Raw genomic sequence first — 15,713 nt, 5'->3', positions numbered from 1 at the left:
TTCCCCTGTGCAACCGGCGCATGCAAAGGAGCCCGCATGAAGCTGTCGCGTTCTTGTTCATTCGTGTGCCTGGGCCTGGCGCTGGTGCTTGCGGGTTGTCGCGAGAAGCCGGCGCAGGAGCCGCAACGGCCGCGGGTGGCGGTGCAGAAGGTCGAGGCAGTGGACTTCGCCGCGCGGGTGACCCTCACGGGCGATGTGCAGGCCCGGGTGCACAGCGACCTGTCGTTTCGCGTGGGCGGCAAGATCGTGTCGCGCAGCGTGGACGTGGGCGATCACGTAAAGGCCAACCAGGTGCTGGCGCGCCTCGATCCCAAGGACCTGCAGACCAACGTCGACTCGGCCAACGCCGAGGTGCTGGCGGCACGGGCGCGGGTGACGCAGAGCGCGGCGGCCTTCGTCCGCCAGCAGAAGCTGCTGCCCAAGGGCTACACCAGCCAGAGCGAATACGACTCGGCCCAGGCCGCGCTGCGCAGCAGCCAGAGCGCGCTGAAGGCGGCCGAGGCGCAGTTGGCCAACGCCAGGGAACAACTCAGCTACACCGAACTGGTGGCCGATGCCGCCGGGGTCATCACCGAGCGCCAGGCCGAAGTCGGCCAGGTGGTCCAGGCCACGATGCCGATCTTCGGCCTGGCCCGCGATGGCGACCGCGATGCGGTGTTCAACGTCTATGAAGCACTGTTGCTGACGCCGGACAAGGCCAAGGCGATCACCGTCAGCCTGCTCGACGACCCGAAGGTCCAGGCTGTTGGCCATGTCCGGGAAATCACCCCGACGGTGTCGGCGCAGAGTGGCACGGTGCAGATCAAGATCGCCCTCGACAAGGTTCCGGACGGCATGCAACTGGGCTCGGCGGTCAGCGCCAGCGGCGAGCCCCAGGGCAAGCCGGGGATCGAGCTGCCGTGGTCGGCGCTGACCAAGGCGCTGCGCGAGCCGGCGGTCTGGGTGGTGGGCGAGGGCAACGTGGTCAGCCTGCAGCCGGTCACGGTCACGCGTTACCTGACGGGCAAGGTGGTGGTCAGCGAAGGGCTGCACAGCGGCCAGTCGGTGGTGGTGCTCGGCGGCCAGTTGATGCACCCCGGCATGCAGGTGGAAATCGTCGATAACGCGGGAGCGAAGCCATGAAGGGGGCCGGGGTGTTGGCGGGGTGCCTGTTGCTGGTCGCCTGCGGCGGGGAAAAACCGGCGCCGGAGGTGATCCGCCCGGTGCTGTCGATGCAGGTGCAGACCCGCGACGCCCTCGACCTCGGGCGCTTCGCCGGGACCATCCAGGCCCGCTACGAAAGCACCCTGGGCTTTCGTGTCGGCGGACGTATCGCCCGGCGCTGGGTGGATGTGGGCGCCACGGTGAAGCCGGGGGATATCCTCGCCAGCCTCGACCCCACCGACCAGCGCAACCAGTTGCGCGCCGCCGAGGGCGACCTGGCGAGGGTCGAGGCGCAGTGGATCAACGCCCAGGCCAATGCCCGCCGCCAGCAACAGCTGTACGACCGTGGCGTCGGCGCCCAGGCGCAACTGGATATCGCCCAGACCGACCTGAAGACCACCGGCGCCACCCTCGAACAGGCCAAGGCCGCGCTGCAGCAGGCCCGGGACCAGCTCGGCTATGCCGAATTGCACACCGACCATGGAGCGGTGGTCACCGACTGGAAGGCCGAGGCCGGGCAGACCGTGACGGCTGGCCAGGCGGTGGTGACCCTGGCGCGGCCGGACGTCAAGGAGGCGGTGATCGACCTGCCGACCTCCCTCGCCGATGCCCTGACCCAGGGCGTGGAATTCACCGTGATGGCGCAACTGGACAACAGCATCAGGACCCGCGCCGTGGTCCGCGAGGTCGAGCCCCAGGCCGACGCCAGCACGCGCACCCGGCGCACCCGCCTGACCCTGATGGACACCCCGGTGGGCTTTCGCCTCGGCACCTCGATCAGCGTCGCCCTGAGCTCCGCGGTGACGCCGCGCAGCGAGATTCCTCCCAGTGCGTTGCAGGAGGTGGAGGGCAAGACCCGGGTGTGGATCGTCGATACCCAGCAGAAAGTGGTCAACCCGCGGGATGTGCAGGTGCTGCAACGAGGGCCGGATGTGGTGGTGCTGGCGTCGGGGGTGCAGCCCGGCGAACGGGTGGTCACCGCTGGCGTGAACAGCCTCACGCCGGGGCAGAAGGTCATGGTCGATGAGGGCGAAACTCGATGAAAGGAAGCTTCAACCTCTCCGAATGGGCCCTGCGCCACCAGTCGTTCGTCTGGTACCTGATGTTCGTCGCCCTGCTCATGGGGGTGTTCTCCTACCTCAACCTCGGGCGTGAGGAAGACCCGGCCTTCACCATCAAGACCATGGTGATCCAGACCCGCTGGCCGGGCGCGACCCAGGAAGAAACCCTGTTGCAGGTCACCGACCGCATCGAGAAGAAACTGGAGGAGCTGGACTCCCTCGACTACGTGAAGAGCTACACCCGGCCCGGCGAGTCCACGGTCTATGTCAACCTGCGCGACACCACCAAGGCCGCGGACATCCCGCAGATCTGGTACCAGGTGCGCAAGAAGGTCGAGGACATTCGCGGCGAGTTTCCCAAGGGCATCCAGGGGCCCGGTTTCAACGACGAGTTCGGTGATGTGTTCGGCTCGATCTACGCCTTCACCGCCGACGGCCTGAGCATGCGCGAGCTGCGCGACTACGTGGAGCAGGTGCGCGCGGAAATCCGCGAGGTGCCGAACCTGGGCAAGGTCGAGATCATCGGTGCCCAGGACGAGGTGCTGTACCTGAACTTCTCCACGCGCAAGCTGGCCTCGCTGGGCATCGACCAGCGCCAGGTGGTGCAGGCCCTGCAGGCGCAGAACGCGGTGACCCCGGCGGGGGTGATCGAGGCGGGGCCGGAGCGGATTTCCGTGCGTACCAGCGGCCAGTTCGCCTCGGAAAAGGACCTGGCCGAAGTCAACCTGCGCCTGGAAGACCGCTTCTATCGCCTCGCCGATATCGCCGAGATCCGCCGCGGCTATGCCGACCCGCCCACGGTGCAGTTCCGCTACAACGGCCAGAACGCCATCGGCCTGGCGATCGGCATGAAGTCCGGCGGCAACATGCAGGTGTTCGGGCAACTGCTGCGCGAGCGGATGGACCAGATCATCACCGACCTGCCGGTGGGTATCGGCGTGTACACGGTGTCCGACCAGGCGGTGGTGGTGAAGCAGGCCGTTGGCGGGTTCACCAGTGCGCTGTTCGAAGCGGTGGTGATCGTGCTGGTGGTGAGCTTCGTCAGCCTTGGCATGCGCGCCGGGCTGGTGGTGGCCTGCTCGATCCCGCTGGTGCTGGCGATGGTCTTCGTGTTCATGGAGTACAGCGGCATCACCATGCAGCGGATTTCCCTCGGTGCGCTGATCATCGCCCTGGGCCTGCTGGTGGACGATGCGATGATCACCGTGGAGGTGATGGTCACCCGCCTGGAAATGGGCGAGACCAAGGAGCAGGCGGCGACGTTCGCCTACACCTCGACGGCCTTCCCGATGCTCACCGGGACCCTGGTGACCGTGGCCGGCTTCGTGCCCATCGGCCTCAATGCCAGTTCGGCGGGGGAGTACACCTTCACCCTGTTCGCGGTGATCGCCGTGGCGTTGCTGGTGTCGTGGATCGTCGCGGTGCTGTTCGCCCCGGTGCTGGGCGTGCACCTGCTCAGCGCCCAGATCAAGAAGCATGAGGCCGAACCGGGACGGATCGGCAAGGCGTTCCATGGCGGCCTGGTGTGGTGCATGCGCCATCGCTGGCTGACCATCGTCGGCACCGTGCTGCTGTTCGCCCTGGCGATCTTCTGCATGCGCTTCGTGCAGAACCAGTTCTTCCCGGCGTCTGACCGCCCCGAGCTGCTGGTGGACCTCAACCTGCCGCAGAACGCGTCGATCGAAGAGACGCGCAAGGTGGTCGACCGTTTCGAGGCGACCTTCAAGGACGACCCGGACATCGTCCACTGGAGCACCTATATCGGCCAGGGCGCGGTGCGTTTCTACCTGCCGCTGGACCAGCAGTTGCAGAACCCCTACTACGCCCAGCTGGTGGTGGTGAGCAAGGACTTCGAATCGCGGGAAGTGCTCAAGGCGCGGCTGGAGAAGCGTCTGCGGGATGACTTCGTCGGTATCGGCAGCAACGTGCAGTCGCTGGAGATGGGCCCGCCGGTCGGGCGGCCGATCCAGTACCGGGTCAGTGGCAAGGACATCGACCTGGTGCGCAAGCATGCCATCGACCTGGCCACTCTGCTCGACAGCAACCCGCATATCGGCGAGATGATTTACGACTGGAACGAGCCGGGCAAGGTCCTGCGGATCGAGATCGCCCAGGACAAGGCGCGTCAGCTCGGGCTGTCGTCGGAGGATGTGGCCAATGTGATGCAGGCCATCGTCAGTGGCGCGCCGGTGACCGAGGTGAACGACAACATCTACCTGATCAACGTGGTGGCGCGGGCCGAGGACAGCGAGCGGGGATCGCCGCAGACCTTGCAGAACCTGCAGATCGTCACCCCCAGCGGGACCTCGATCCCGTTGCTGGCCTTCGCCACGGTGCGTTACGAGCTGGAGCAGCCGCTGGTGTGGCGGCGTGACCGCAAGCCGACCATCACCATCAAGGCGTCGGTGCGCGACGAGATCCAGCCCACGAACCTGGTCAAGCAACTGCAGCCGCAGATCGACGCGTTCGCCAGCAAGTTGCCGATCGGCTACGAAGTGGCGACCGGCGGTACGGTGGAGGAGAGCGCCAAGGCCCAGGGGCCGATCGCCAAGGTGATTCCGTTGATGCTGTTCCTCATGGCGACGTTCCTGATGATCCAGCTGCACAGCGTGCAGAAGCTGTTCCTGGTGGCCAGCGTGGCGCCGCTGGGGCTGATCGGCGTGGTCATCGCCCTGGTGCCGACGGGCACGCCGATGGGCTTCGTGGCGATCCTCGGGATTCTGGCGCTGATCGGCATCATCATCCGCAACTCGGTGATTCTGGTGACCCAGATCGACGAGTACGAAGCGCAGGGTTATGCGCCGTGGGATGCGGTGGTGGAGGCGACCAACCACCGGCGCCGGCCGATCCTGCTGACGGCGGCGGCGGCGAGCCTGGGCATGATCCCGATTGCCCGCGAGGTGTTCTGGGGGCCGATGGCCTACGCGATGATCGGCGGGATCGTTGTCGCGACCTTGCTGACGTTGCTGTTTTTGCCGGCGTTGTATGTGGCGTGGTACCGGATTCGGGAGCCAGAGAACTCGTAGGAGCGAGGCTTGCCCGCGAAGGACCGCAACGCGGTCCCGGACCTCACCGTGATCAGGGACCTCACCGTGATCAGGGACCTCACCGTGATCAGGGACCGCTAGCGCGGTCCTTCGCGGGCAAGCCACGCTCCTACGGGGGTGGGTTTCGACAGGCCTATCGCTTGTTCAACCGCCGAGCCAACCGGTCCCCACTCACCTGGATCAACGCCACCAGCACCACCAGCATGACGATCACCGTCAGCATGATCTGGCTGTCGAAACGCTGATACCCATACCGATAGGCAATATCCCCCAACCCACCCGCGCCAATCGCCCCCGCCATGGCCGACGAGTTGATCATGGTCACCAGGGTGATGGTGAACCCGCCGACGATCCCCGGCAGCGCCTCCGCCAGCAACACATGCCAGACGATATGCCAACGCCGGCACCCCATCGCCTGCGCCGCTTCGATCAAGCCATGATCCACCTCGCGCAGGCTCACCTCGGCAATCCGCGCGAAGAACGGCGTCGCCGCGATGGTCAGCGGCACCACCGCCGCCCACACGCCATAGGTGGTCCCCACGATCAGGCGGGTAAACGGAATCAGCGCCACCATCAGGATCAGGAACGGAATCGAACGGAACAGATTGACGAACGCCCCCAGCACCCGGTTCACGCCAGGCGCTTCGAAGATCCCGCCCTTGCCGCTGGTGACCAGGATCACCGCCAGCGGAATCCCCACCAGCAAGGCGATCAGCGACGACACGCCGACCATCAGCAGGGTGTCGATCACCCCCTGCAACAAACGATCAAACCACATGGCCAAGCACCTCCACCTGCGCCGCCCAGTGCCGGGCGCGCTGGACGATTTCATCATGCGAATGGGGCGAGCCGGCCACGGAAATCACCAGTTGCCCCAGCGCCCGCTCCTGGATCGTCTCGATGCCGCCCTGCAACAGGCTGACCCGACCACCCAGCGCGGCGAACAGCGCCGCCAGGTCCGGCGCCTCGCTATCCTCCCCGCTGATGCGCAAGCGCAGCACCAGCGCCGACCGTGCATCCGCCGCGCTCGGCAACAGACGCGCCAGCAGCGCTGGCGGCAGCGCCGGCTGCAACGGTGCCAGCAGGGTCTTGCTCACCTCATGCCGAGGATTGCCGAACACCCGCCAGACCTCGCCCTGCTCGACGATGCGTCCACGCTCCAGCACCACCACGCGGTGGCAGATATCGCGGATCACCGCCATCTCGTGGGTGATCAGGATGATGGTCAGCCCCAGGCGCCGGTTGATATCGCGCAGCAGGTCGAGAATCGACGCCGTGGTTTCCGGGTCGAGCGCCGAGGTGGCTTCGTCGCAGAGCAGGATCGCCGGGTCATGCACCAGCGCCCGGGCGATGCCGACACGCTGTTTCTGCCCGCCGGACAACTGCGCCGGATAGACGTGGTGCTTCTCCTGCAACCCCACCAGCTCCAGCAGTGCCTCCACCTTGCGCCGCCGCTCGGCCTTCGCCACCCCGGCCACCTTCAGCGGCAGCTCGACGTTCTGCCACACGGTCTTGGCCGACATCAGGTTGAAGTGCTGGAAGATCATGCCGATGCGCCGGCGCAGGCCGACCAGTTTGTCCTCGTCGTACTCGGCGATATCCACCTGGTCGATCAGCACCCGCCCGCCGCTGGGTTGTTCCAGGCGGTTGATGGTGCGGATCAGCGACGACTTGCCGGCGCCGCTGCGACCGATGATGCCGAAGATCTCGCCGGGCTGGATGTTCAGGTCGATATCGGCCAGGGCCGGGGTGTCCTGCCCCGGGTAGGTCTTGTGCAGGCCGACGAAGCGCACATGGGCGTTGTTCAGCTCGGGATGCAGGGCCCGTTGCCGGGTCGTTCGCAACTCGGCAACAGGTGGCGCATCCAGCGCCACGCGGGCGTTGGCGGTACTCATCTCAACTCTCCCAGCCCGGCTGGTAGAGCTTGCCGTAGGTCTTGTCGAGGGCGGCGCGGACCACCGGCGAGTGCTGGTAGATATCGATGAACTTCGCCAGGCGCGGATCGTCCTTGCTCTTCGGTTTGATGACGAACTGGATCACGTATTCCTTGTGGTCGATGCCGTCGAACAGCAGTGCCGACTCGGCATCGAAGGTCTTGGCCAGGCGGATGTAGTGGGGATAACCCTGCACCAGGTCGGCGTCGTCGTAGGCGCGCACCAGTTGCACGGCCTCGACCTGGAGGATCCTGATCCCCTTCGGATTGGCGACGATATCCTCCTCGGTGGCCTTGTAGCCGACCCCCGGCTTGAGCGTGATCAGTCCGGCCTTGGCCAGCAGCTGCAGGCCGCGACCGCTGTTGATCGGGTCGTTGGCGATGGCCACGGTGGCGCCCTTGGGCAGTTCGTCCAGGGATTTGTACTTTTTCGAATACAGCCCGACGTTGTTGATGATCCCCGGCGCGTAGGGCACCAGGTCGAAGCCGCCGGCGGCCTTGGCGTTTTCCAGGAAGGGGATGTGCTGGAAGAAGTTCACATCGATGTCGCCGGCATTCAGGCTGACGTTGGGTGCGATCCAGTCGCTGAACTCGATCAGTTCGACCTGCAGGCCCTGTTTCTTCGCTTCGGAAACGGCGGCTTCCAGCGGCGCGGCGAAGGCGGCGGTGGTGCCGACTTTCAGCGCCTCGGTGGCATGGCTGGCGCCCGCCAGGCCGAGGGTCAGGGCAAGGGCCGCCACGGGGCGGGCAAAGAGGGTCTTAAGCATGCTGGAGCGCTCCGGTCGGTTGGGTGTCTTGCGTTGAGTGGCGATAACTGGCGCCGGGATGGTCGGCGGGCAGGTGGGCGGTGCCGGCGGGGAACAGCTTCTGGCGCAGGCTGCCGTGGTCGTAGGCGGTCTTGTACGAGCCGCGTCGCTGCAGCTCGGGGATGACCAGGTCGATGAAGTCTTCGTAGCTTTCCGGGGTCACGGTGCGGGCCAGGTTGAAACCGTCCAGGCCGGTCTCGGCGATCCAGCTTTCCAGCTCGTCGGCGATCTGCTGTGGCGCACCGATCAGGGTGATGTAACGCCCGCCAAGGGCGTGCTGCTCCAGCAGGCGGCGACGGGTCCAGTCGTTGTTCTGCAAATGCTTGGTGGCCGACTGGATGGCATTGCTCTTCACGTACTGGATCGGCTCGTCCAGCGCGTAGGCGGAAAAATCGATGCCGGTGGAGCTGGAGAAGTGCGCCACCCCGGCTTCGGCGCTGGCGTGGCGCAGGTATTCGGCATGCTTGGCCCGGGCTTCTTCTTCGCTGGCGGCGACGATCACCGTGATGCCCATGAACACCTTGATCGCCTCCGGATCACGGCCGGCCGCCACGGCGGCGGCGCGCACCTTGTCGACCTGGGCGCGGGTCGCGGCCTTGGTCTGGCCACTGATGAACACGCATTCGGCATGCTGCCCGGCGAAGCCCAGGCCGCGTTCCGAGGCCCCGGCCTGGAACAGCACCGGGGTACGCTGCGGCGACGGCTCGCAGAGGTGGTAGCCCTCGACCTTGTAGAACTCGCCGTGATGGCGAACCTTGTGCACCTTGTCCGGCCGCGCATAGATGCGTTGCTGGCGATCCTCGATCACCGCGTCGTTTTCCCAGCTGCCTTCCCACAGCTTGTAGAGCACTTCCAGGTACTCGTCGGCCTGGTCGTAGCGGCGGTCGTGCTCGGGTTGTTCGTCGAGACCCATGGCCTTGGCCGCGCTGTCCAGGTAGCCGGTGACGATGTTCCAGCCGACCCGGCCACGGCTCAGGTGGTCGAGGGTGGAAAGGCGTCGGGCGAACAGGTACGGCGGCTCGTAGGTGAGGTTGGCGGTAAGGCCGAAACCCAGATGTTGCGTTACCGCGGCCATCGCCGAGACGAGCAGCAGCGGGTCGTTCACCGGCAGCTGGATCGACTCCTTCAGCGGCACGTCCACCGACTGCTGGTAGACGTCGTAGACGCCGACGATATCGGCCAGGAACAGGCCGTCGAACAGCCCGCGCTCCAGCAGTTTCGCCAGGTCGGTCCAGTATTCCAGGGTCTTGTACTGGCTCGACGTGTCCCGTGGATGGGTCCACAGGCCATGGTTGATATGCCCGACGCAATTCATGTTGAAGGCGTTGAGGAGGATCTTCTTCTTCGCCATCAGATGGTCCCCCGCAATGGAGGGTTCTGCTCGTTCAGGTAGTAGTTGCCGATGGCGTGGTACTTCCAGCGCACCGGGTCGTGCAGGGTGTGGGTGCGGGCGTTGCGCCAGTGACGGTCGAGGCCGTGCTCGGCGAGGGTGGCCTGGCTGCCGGCCAGTTCGAACAGGGTGCTGCCGGCGGCCAGGGAAATCTCGGTGCTGATCGCACGGGCTTCGGCCACGGCGATGGAGGCGGCGGCCACGGTGTCGGCGTTGGCGTCGGCCTGGGCGCGGTCGAGGAATTCGCCGGCGCGCTCCAGCAAGGCTTCGCAGGCGTGCAGACGGATCGCCAGGTGGCCGAAGGATTTCAGGGTCAGCGGGTCTTCGCTGGCCTTGTCGTTGCCGGCGTCGATCCATGGCCGGGTGCGGGTGCGCACGAAGTGCAGGGCATCCTCGTAGGCGGCGCGGGCGATGCCGGTGTCGATGGCGGCGTGGAGGATCTGGGCCAGCGGGCCGACCGGCGTCGGCCGTTCGAAGGCGCTCTGGAACGGCACCACGTCGTCGTCCGTGACCCGCACGTTGTCGAACAGCACCGAGCCGCTGCCGGTGGTGCGCTGGCCGAAGCCGCTCCAGTCGTCGATGACCTTCAGGCCATGGCTGTCGGCAGGCACGAAGGCCAGTTGCTGCACGCCGTTTTCATCCACCACCGAGGTCGGGATGCGCTGGGCGTAGAGGGCGCCGGTGGCGTAGAACTTGCGGCCGTTGATGCGCAGACCGTCGCCGTCGCGGGTCAGGGCGGTGGTGCGCTCGTTGGCGGTCCTGGTGCCCAGCTCGGCGAGGGCATTGCCGAAGCGCACACCGGCCAGGACCTCGGCATACAGGCGCTGTTTCTGCGCCTCGGTGCCGTTCACCCGCAGCACTTCGAGGGCATAGAAATGGTTCTGCGGAATCTGCCCCAGGGAGCTGTCGGCCCGGGCGATACGGGCGATCACCCTGGCCAGGGTGACGTTGGACACGCCGGCGCCGCCATAGGCTTTCGGCACGCTGATGCCCCACAGCCCGGAGCGCGAGAACAGCTCCAGTTCGGCATGCGGCAGGCGCCGTTCGCGGTCGCGCAGGATGCTGTCCTGCTGCAGTTGCCCGGCGATCCGTTCGGCGACGGCCAGGGCCTGGGCGTCGTCGGCGATCACCGGCACGTTGTAGTGCGGAAGGGAAACATGACTCATGAGACGGGCTCCAGTGGTCTGGTCAAATCCAGGAATGCCGGGCGGGCAGGGTGCCGTTGAGGTGGTACGCGCCCACCGCGTGGTACTTCCAGCGCACCGGGTCGTGCAGGGTGTGCACCCGGGCGTTGCGCCAGTGGCGGTCGAGGTTGAATTCGGCGAGGGTCGCGCGGCTGCCGGACAGCTCCAGCAGCTTCTCGCTGGCAAGCAGGGAAATTTCCGTGGTCAGCACCTTGGCTTCGGCCACGGCGATCGAGGCGCGGGCGGCGGAGGCGGCATCCACCGGCGCGGCGTTGACTTCGTCGAGCACCTTGCCGGCCCTGACCAGCAGGGCCTGGGCGGCGTGCAGTTCGAGTTGCAGGCGACCGATATCGGCGATCACGTAGGGATCGTCACCGGCTTTCTCGACGCCGGCATCGACCCAGGGCCGGGCGCGTTCGCGGATGAAGGCGATGGCGTCGGCGATGGCGTTTTCGGCGATTCCGGCATCGATGGCGGCCTGGATCAACTGCGACACCGAACCTTGAATGTTCGGGGTTTCGCCGAGGCGCCAGTTCTCCACCACCAGCTCGGCGTCCACCGGCACTTCATTGAGCAGCACGGTGCCGCTGGCGGTGGTGCGCTGGCCGAAGCCGGACCAGTCGTCGACGATGCGCAGCCCCGGGCTGGCGCGGCGAATGAAGGCCATGACCTGGCGGCCTTCCTCGTTCAGCGCCTTGGCCGCGACCCAATGGGCGAACAGCGCGCCGGTGGAGTAGAACTTCTGGCCGCTGATGACATGGGTGTCGCCCTCGCGGACGATGCGCGCCTTGAGTTCCAGGGTGTTCTTCGTGCCGCGCTCGGGCCCGGCATTGCCGATGCGCCAGCCGTCCAGCACGGACTTGAACAGCACCTGTTTCTGCCGCTCGCTGGCGGCGCCGCGGAGCATCTGCAGGAGGCCGAACTGGTTTTGCGGAATCTGGCCCAGCGCCGGGTCGGCGGCGCTGATGATGCGAAAGACCTCGGCGAGGGTGACGAAGGACACCTCGGGGCCGCCGTATTCGCGGGGAATGCTGATGCTGCCCAGGCCGCTGCGGGTGAACTGCTCGACTTCGGCCCACGGCAGCTTGCGTTGCTGGTCGCGCTTGCCGGCCTGCAGGCGGGCGCTGGCGGCCAGTTCGTGGGCGGCGGCGATGGCTTCGGCATCGTTGCGCAGGACCTTGGCGGGAAGCAGCAGTGGCGCAGTGTCCAGATCGCTGTGGACGGTGGTGGTGGCGAGAGTGGACATACCTGACCTCATTGTTGGATGGCGGTGGTGCAATGGGGTCCGGTGGTCCGGTTCATATACCGTAATCGTGTATAAAAATTATTTGAACTAACGATTAGGAATATGGATAGAAATCGGGTTGTTGGCTGGGCAACACAGAATCAACAGCGGGTTCGGGGTCTGATGAGAACTCGTAGGAGCGTGGCTTGCCCGCGAAAGGACCGCGCAGCGGTCCTAAACTCGCTCTGGCAACACCATTTTTGGACCGCTGCGCGGTCCTTTCGCGGGCAAGCCACGCTCCTACAGCGGTTGACGCGGCATCGCCAAAGCGGCCGCAAAATTTGTGGACCTAACCTAATTCGAAAAAGTTATTTATTTTTGATTTATTAGATCAATTAGTCTTTCAACCACTCACTACCGAACCCGCCCGCCAGGAGTCCACCCATGACCTTCTTCGCCCCGTTGCGCCTGTTTTCCGCTCTGGCCCTGGCCGGTGCCGCCATGTTCGTGCAGGCCGCCGACCTCACCGTGGCCTACCAGACCACCGTCGACCCGGCCAAGGTGGCCCAGGTCGATGGCCGCTACGAGCAGGCCAGCAAGGCCAGCATCGACTGGCGCAAATTCGACAACGGCGCCGATGTGATCACCGCCGTCGCCTCCGGCGACGTGCAGATCGGCTACCTCGGCTCCAGCCCGCTGGCCGCCGCCGCCAGCCGCAAGCTGCCGGTGGAAACCTTCCTCATCGCCACCCAGATCGGCGCCGCCGAAGCCCTGGTCGCCCGCGACGGCGCCGGCATCGCTTCGCCGCAGGACCTGATCGGCAAGAAAGTCGCCGTGCCCTTCGTCTCCACCGGCCACTACAGCCTGCTGGCCGCGCTGAAGCAGTGGAACATCGACCCGGCCAAGGTGCAGATCCTCAACCTCGCGCCACCGGCGATCACCGCCGCCTGGAAGCGTGGCGACATCGACGCCACCTACGTCTGGGACCCGGCCCTGGGCGTGGCCAAGGAAAACGGCAAGGTGCTGATCACCTCCGGCGAGCTGGCGCAGAAAGGCGCGCCGACCTTCGACGCCTGGATCGTGCGCAAGGACTTCGCCGCCAAGCACCCGGAGGTGGTCAAGGCCTTCGCCAAGGTGACCCTCGACGCCTACGCCGACTACCGCAAGGACCCGCAAGCCTGGCTGGCGGACAAGGCCAACGTCGACAAGCTGGCCAAGCTGTCCGGCGCCAAGACCGGCGACATCCCCGGCCTGCTGCAGGGCAACGTGTTCCCGCTGGCCGCCGACCAGGTCGCCGCCCTTGGCGCGCCGACCACCCAGGCGATCACCGAGACCGCGAAGTTCCTCAAGGAGCAGGGCAAGGTCGAGGCGGTGCTGCCGGACTACTCGCCGTACGTCAGCGCCAAGTTCATCACCAACTGAGCCCCCCGGAGTCGTCATGGCCCTGTTACAGCTGGAGCGCATCAGCGCACAGTACCCCGGCGCCGCCACCCCGGTGCTCGCCGACATCTCACTGAGCCTGGGCCCGCAGCAATTGCTGGTGGCCCTCGGCCCTTCCGGCAGCGGCAAGACGTCGCTGCTCAACCTGATCGCCGGCTTCGTCAGCCCCAGCGCCGGGCGCATCACCCTCGACGGGGTGCCGGTGCAAGGGCCGGGCGCCGAGCGCGGCGTGGTGTTCCAGGACGATGCCCTGCTGCCCTGGCAGGACGTGCTGGCCAACGTCGCCTTCGGCCTCGAACTGGCCGGCGTGCCGCGGGCCCAGCGCGAGCGCAAGGCGCGGGAAATGCTCGCCCTGGTGGACCTCGTCGATTTCGCCGAACGGCGTGTCTGGCAACTTTCCGGCGGGCAGAAACAGCGCGTCGGCCTGGCCCGGGCGCTGGCCGCCGATCCGCGGGTGCTGCTGATGGACGAGCCGTTCGGCGCCCTCGATGCCTTCACCCGCGAACAGATGCAGGAGCTGCTGCTGCAGGTCTGGCAGCGCACCGCCAAGCCGGTGTTCCTGATCACCCATGACATCGAGGAAGCGGTGTTCCTCGCCACCGATCTGGTCCTCCTCGCGCCCAATCCCGGGCGGGTGGTGGAGCGCCTGCAGCTGGACTTCGGCCAGCGCTACGCGGCCGGCGAGTCGGCGCGTTCGATCAAGTCCGATCCCCGTTTCATCGAAACCCGCGAGCACGTGCTGGCGCGGGTCTTTTCGCAACGCAGGGAGTCCGCATGAGCAGCCTCGAACTGCCGGTAACGGCCAAACCGACCGTCGCCGCGCCTCGCGCCCGACGCACCTTGAGCACCCGCTGGATCAGCGGCCTGACCCTCGGCGGCCTGCTCGCCCTGTGGTGGCTGGTGACCGCGGCGGAGTGGATCGAGCCGCTGTTCCTGCCCTCTCCGGAGGCGGTGCTGGGCAAGGCCTGGCTGCTGCTGACCGAGGGCTACATGGAGTCGACCCTGTGGCAGCATCTCGCAGCCAGTCTCGGCCGTATCGGCCTGGCCCTGGGTGCGGCGATTCTCACCGCGATCCCGATCGGCATCGCCATCGGCCACAACCGCATCGCCCGCGGCATTCTCGATCCGCTGATCGAGTTCTACCGGCCGATCCCGCCGCTGGCCTACCTGCCGCTGATCGTGATCTGGTGCGGCATCGGCGAGCTGTCCAAGGTGCTGCTGATCTACCTGGCGATCTTCGCCCCGATCGCCATTGCCACCGCCACCGGCGTGCGCACCGTCGACCCGGCCAAGCTGCGCGCCGCGCAGTCGCTGGGGGCGAGCAGGGTGCAGCTGATTCGCCATGTGATCCTGCCCAGCGCCTTGCCGGACATCCTCACCGGCGTGCGTATCGGCCTCGGCGTGGGCTGGTCGACCCTGGTCGCCGCCGAGCTGATCGCCGCCACCAGCGGCCTCGGCTTCATGGTCCAGTCGGCGGCGCAGTTCCTGGTCACCGATGTGGTGGTGCTGGGCATCCTGGTCATCGCCCTGATCGCCTTCGCCCTGGAAATGGGCCTGCGCGCCCTGCAGCGCAAGCTGGTGCCGTGGCACGGCCAGAGCCACTGAAACGAATTCACGAGTGAGACAGACATGAGCCTGATCATTACCCCGCTGAGCCCCGCGCTCGGTGCCCATATCAGTGGCGTGGACCTGAGCCGCGCGCTCGACGCCGATACCCGCGATGCCATCGAGCAGGCCCTGCTCGCGCACCAGGTGCTGTTCTTCCGCGAGCAGGCGATCACCCCGCGGCAGCAGGCCGATTTCGCCGCGCGCTTCGGCGACCTGCATATCCATCCGATCTACCCGAACGTGCCGGAAACCCCGCAGGTGCTGGTGCTGGATACCGCCGTCACCGACGTGCGCGACAACGCCATCTGGCACACCGACGTGACCTTCCTGCCGACCCCGGCGCTGGGCGCGGTGCTGGCAGCCAAGCAGCTTCCCGCGTATGGCGGCGACACCCTGTGGGCCAGCGGCATCGCGGCCTATGAGGCCTTGTCGGCACCGTTGCGGCAGTTGCTGGATGGGCTCACCGCGACCCATGACTTCACCAAGTCCTTCCCCCTGGCGCGCTTCGGCAGCACCCCGGAGGACCTGGCGCGTTGGGAAGCGGCGCGCAAGGCCAACCCGCCGATTTCCCATCCGGTGATTCGCACGCACCCGGTGAGTGGGCGCAAGTCGTTGTTCGTCAGTGATGGGTTCACGACGCGGATCAATGAGTTGAGCGAGCTGGAGAGCGAGGCGATTTTGAAGTTGCTGTTCGCCCATGCGACCCGGCCGGAATTCACCATTCGCTGGCGCTGGCAGGAGAACGATGTGGCGTTCTGGGATAACCGGGTGACCCAGCATTACGCGGTGGATGACTACCGGCCGCAGCGGCGGGTGATGCATCGGGCGACGATTCTGGGGGATGTGCCGTTTTAAAGGGGATGCGCGTTCCTCTGT

13 protein-coding genes are annotated in these 15,713 nt (G+C 66.5%); 7 read left to right on the top strand and 6 right to left on the bottom strand.

Annotation, left to right across the window (positions count from 1 at the left end; genetic code table 11):
- Positions 1–36 precede the first annotated feature (36 nt).
- The 3 genes from CHB99_RS03505 to CHB99_RS03495 are packed head-to-tail and all read left to right on the top strand — an operon-like array spanning position 37 to position 5,230.
- Positions 37–1,122: an efflux RND transporter periplasmic adaptor subunit gene (locus CHB99_RS03505; RefSeq protein WP_042120633.1), complete on the top strand. Its 1,086-nt coding sequence runs from the start codon at positions 37–39 to the stop codon at positions 1,120–1,122.
- Positions 1,119–2,186, top strand: coding sequence for an efflux RND transporter periplasmic adaptor subunit (locus CHB99_RS03500; protein WP_042120631.1), 1,068 nt, complete (start codon positions 1,119–1,121; stop codon positions 2,184–2,186). Before CHB99_RS03505 ends, CHB99_RS03500 begins: the two co-directional genes overlap by 4 nt.
- Positions 2,183–5,230, top strand: coding sequence for an efflux RND transporter permease subunit (locus tag CHB99_RS03495; RefSeq protein WP_042120629.1), 3,048 nt, complete (start codon positions 2,183–2,185; stop codon positions 5,228–5,230). The genes CHB99_RS03500 and CHB99_RS03495 overlap by 4 nt, the downstream gene beginning before the upstream one ends.
- Before the next feature lie 154 nt (positions 5,231–5,384).
- On the opposite strand, the gene CHB99_RS03490 is transcribed toward CHB99_RS03495, so the two are convergent.
- The 6 genes from CHB99_RS03490 to CHB99_RS03465 are packed head-to-tail and all read right to left on the bottom strand — an operon-like array spanning position 5,385 to position 11,810.
- Positions 5,385–6,029 carry a methionine ABC transporter permease gene (locus CHB99_RS03490; protein ID WP_042120628.1) on the bottom strand — a complete coding sequence of 215 codons (645 nt, stop codon included), beginning with the start codon at positions 6,027–6,029 and terminating at the stop codon, positions 5,385–5,387.
- On the bottom strand, positions 6,019–7,146 hold the full coding sequence (locus CHB99_RS03485) for a methionine ABC transporter ATP-binding protein (RefSeq protein ID WP_084702428.1): 1,128 nt from the start codon (positions 7,144–7,146) through the stop codon (positions 6,019–6,021). Before CHB99_RS03485 ends, CHB99_RS03490 begins: the two co-directional genes overlap by 11 nt.
- A 1-nt stretch (position 7,147) precedes the next feature.
- Entirely contained in the window at positions 7,148–7,951 is an 804-nt protein-coding gene (locus CHB99_RS03480) for a MetQ/NlpA family ABC transporter substrate-binding protein (RefSeq protein ID WP_042120626.1), read from the bottom strand.
- The gene (locus CHB99_RS03475) at positions 7,944–9,341 is read right to left on the bottom strand and encodes an LLM class flavin-dependent oxidoreductase (RefSeq protein ID WP_042120625.1); all 1,398 of its coding nucleotides are present in this window, start codon (positions 9,339–9,341) and stop codon (positions 7,944–7,946) included. The genes CHB99_RS03480 and CHB99_RS03475 overlap by 8 nt, the downstream gene beginning before the upstream one ends.
- Positions 9,341–10,546 carry an SfnB family sulfur acquisition oxidoreductase gene (locus tag CHB99_RS03470; RefSeq protein WP_042120623.1) on the bottom strand — a complete coding sequence of 402 codons (1,206 nt, stop codon included), beginning with the start codon at positions 10,544–10,546 and terminating at the stop codon, positions 9,341–9,343. The genes CHB99_RS03475 and CHB99_RS03470 overlap by 1 nt, the downstream gene beginning before the upstream one ends.
- Positions 10,547–10,568: 22 nt before the next feature.
- A complete protein-coding gene (locus CHB99_RS03465; RefSeq protein WP_042120622.1) occupies positions 10,569–11,810 on the bottom strand; it encodes an SfnB family sulfur acquisition oxidoreductase in 1,242 nt (413 codons plus the stop codon).
- Positions 11,811–12,233: 423 nt separating this feature from the next.
- On the opposite strand from CHB99_RS03465, the gene tauA reads away from it, so the two are divergent.
- From tauA to tauD, 4 genes are read left to right on the top strand one after another with little or no spacing between them, the layout of a single operon-like run.
- Positions 12,234–13,211 carry a taurine ABC transporter substrate-binding protein gene (tauA, locus tag CHB99_RS03460; RefSeq protein ID WP_042120621.1) on the top strand — a complete coding sequence of 326 codons (978 nt, stop codon included), beginning with the start codon at positions 12,234–12,236 and terminating at the stop codon, positions 13,209–13,211.
- 16 nt (positions 13,212–13,227) lie between these two features.
- Positions 13,228–14,007, top strand: coding sequence for a taurine ABC transporter ATP-binding subunit (gene tauB / locus CHB99_RS03455; protein ID WP_042120619.1), 780 nt, complete (start codon positions 13,228–13,230; stop codon positions 14,005–14,007).
- The gene (tauC, locus tag CHB99_RS03450; protein ID WP_042120618.1) at positions 14,004–14,834 is read left to right on the top strand and encodes a taurine ABC transporter permease TauC; all 831 of its coding nucleotides are present in this window, start codon (positions 14,004–14,006) and stop codon (positions 14,832–14,834) included. The genes tauB and tauC overlap by 4 nt, the downstream gene beginning before the upstream one ends.
- A 24-nt stretch (positions 14,835–14,858) precedes the next feature.
- Complete coding sequence (tauD, locus tag CHB99_RS03445) at positions 14,859–15,692, top strand: taurine dioxygenase (RefSeq protein ID WP_042120617.1); 834 nt, start codon at positions 14,859–14,861, stop codon at positions 15,690–15,692.
- Positions 15,693–15,713: the final 21 nt, after the last annotated feature.

The organism is Pseudomonas japonica, assembly GCF_900188455.1.
GTDB classification, from domain to species: domain Bacteria; phylum Pseudomonadota; class Gammaproteobacteria; order Pseudomonadales; family Pseudomonadaceae; genus Aquipseudomonas; species Aquipseudomonas japonica.
This window is presented reverse-complemented; position numbering and strand designations above follow the sequence as displayed.

Bases quoted from the DNA above. Each gene is read 5' to 3' on its own strand.
- tauC (WP_042120618.1), top strand. From the start codon at position 14,004: ATGAGCAGCCTCGAACTGCCGGTAACGGCCAAACCGACCGTCGCCGCG.
- CHB99_RS03465 (WP_042120622.1), bottom strand. From the start codon at position 11,810: ATGTCCACTCTCGCCACCACCACCGTCCACAGCGATCTGGACACTGCG.
- CHB99_RS03475 (WP_042120625.1), bottom strand. From the start codon at position 9,341: ATGGCGAAGAAGAAGATCCTCCTCAACGCCTTCAACATGAATTGCGTC.
- tauB (WP_042120619.1), top strand. From the start codon at position 13,228: ATGGCCCTGTTACAGCTGGAGCGCATCAGCGCACAGTACCCCGGCGCC.
- CHB99_RS03500 (WP_042120631.1), top strand. From the start codon at position 1,119: ATGAAGGGGGCCGGGGTGTTGGCGGGGTGCCTGTTGCTGGTCGCCTGC.
- CHB99_RS03490 (WP_042120628.1), bottom strand. From the start codon at position 6,029: ATGTGGTTTGATCGTTTGTTGCAGGGGGTGATCGACACCCTGCTGATG.
- CHB99_RS03505 (WP_042120633.1), top strand. From the start codon at position 37: ATGAAGCTGTCGCGTTCTTGTTCATTCGTGTGCCTGGGCCTGGCGCTG.
- CHB99_RS03495 (WP_042120629.1), top strand. From the start codon at position 2,183: ATGAAAGGAAGCTTCAACCTCTCCGAATGGGCCCTGCGCCACCAGTCG.
- tauD (WP_042120617.1), top strand. From the start codon at position 14,859: ATGAGCCTGATCATTACCCCGCTGAGCCCCGCGCTCGGTGCCCATATC.
- CHB99_RS03485 (WP_084702428.1), bottom strand. From the start codon at position 7,146: ATGAGTACCGCCAACGCCCGCGTGGCGCTGGATGCGCCACCTGTTGCC.
- CHB99_RS03470 (WP_042120623.1), bottom strand. From the start codon at position 10,546: ATGAGTCATGTTTCCCTTCCGCACTACAACGTGCCGGTGATCGCCGAC.
- tauA (WP_042120621.1), top strand. From the start codon at position 12,234: ATGACCTTCTTCGCCCCGTTGCGCCTGTTTTCCGCTCTGGCCCTGGCC.
- CHB99_RS03480 (WP_042120626.1), bottom strand. From the start codon at position 7,951: ATGCTTAAGACCCTCTTTGCCCGCCCCGTGGCGGCCCTTGCCCTGACC.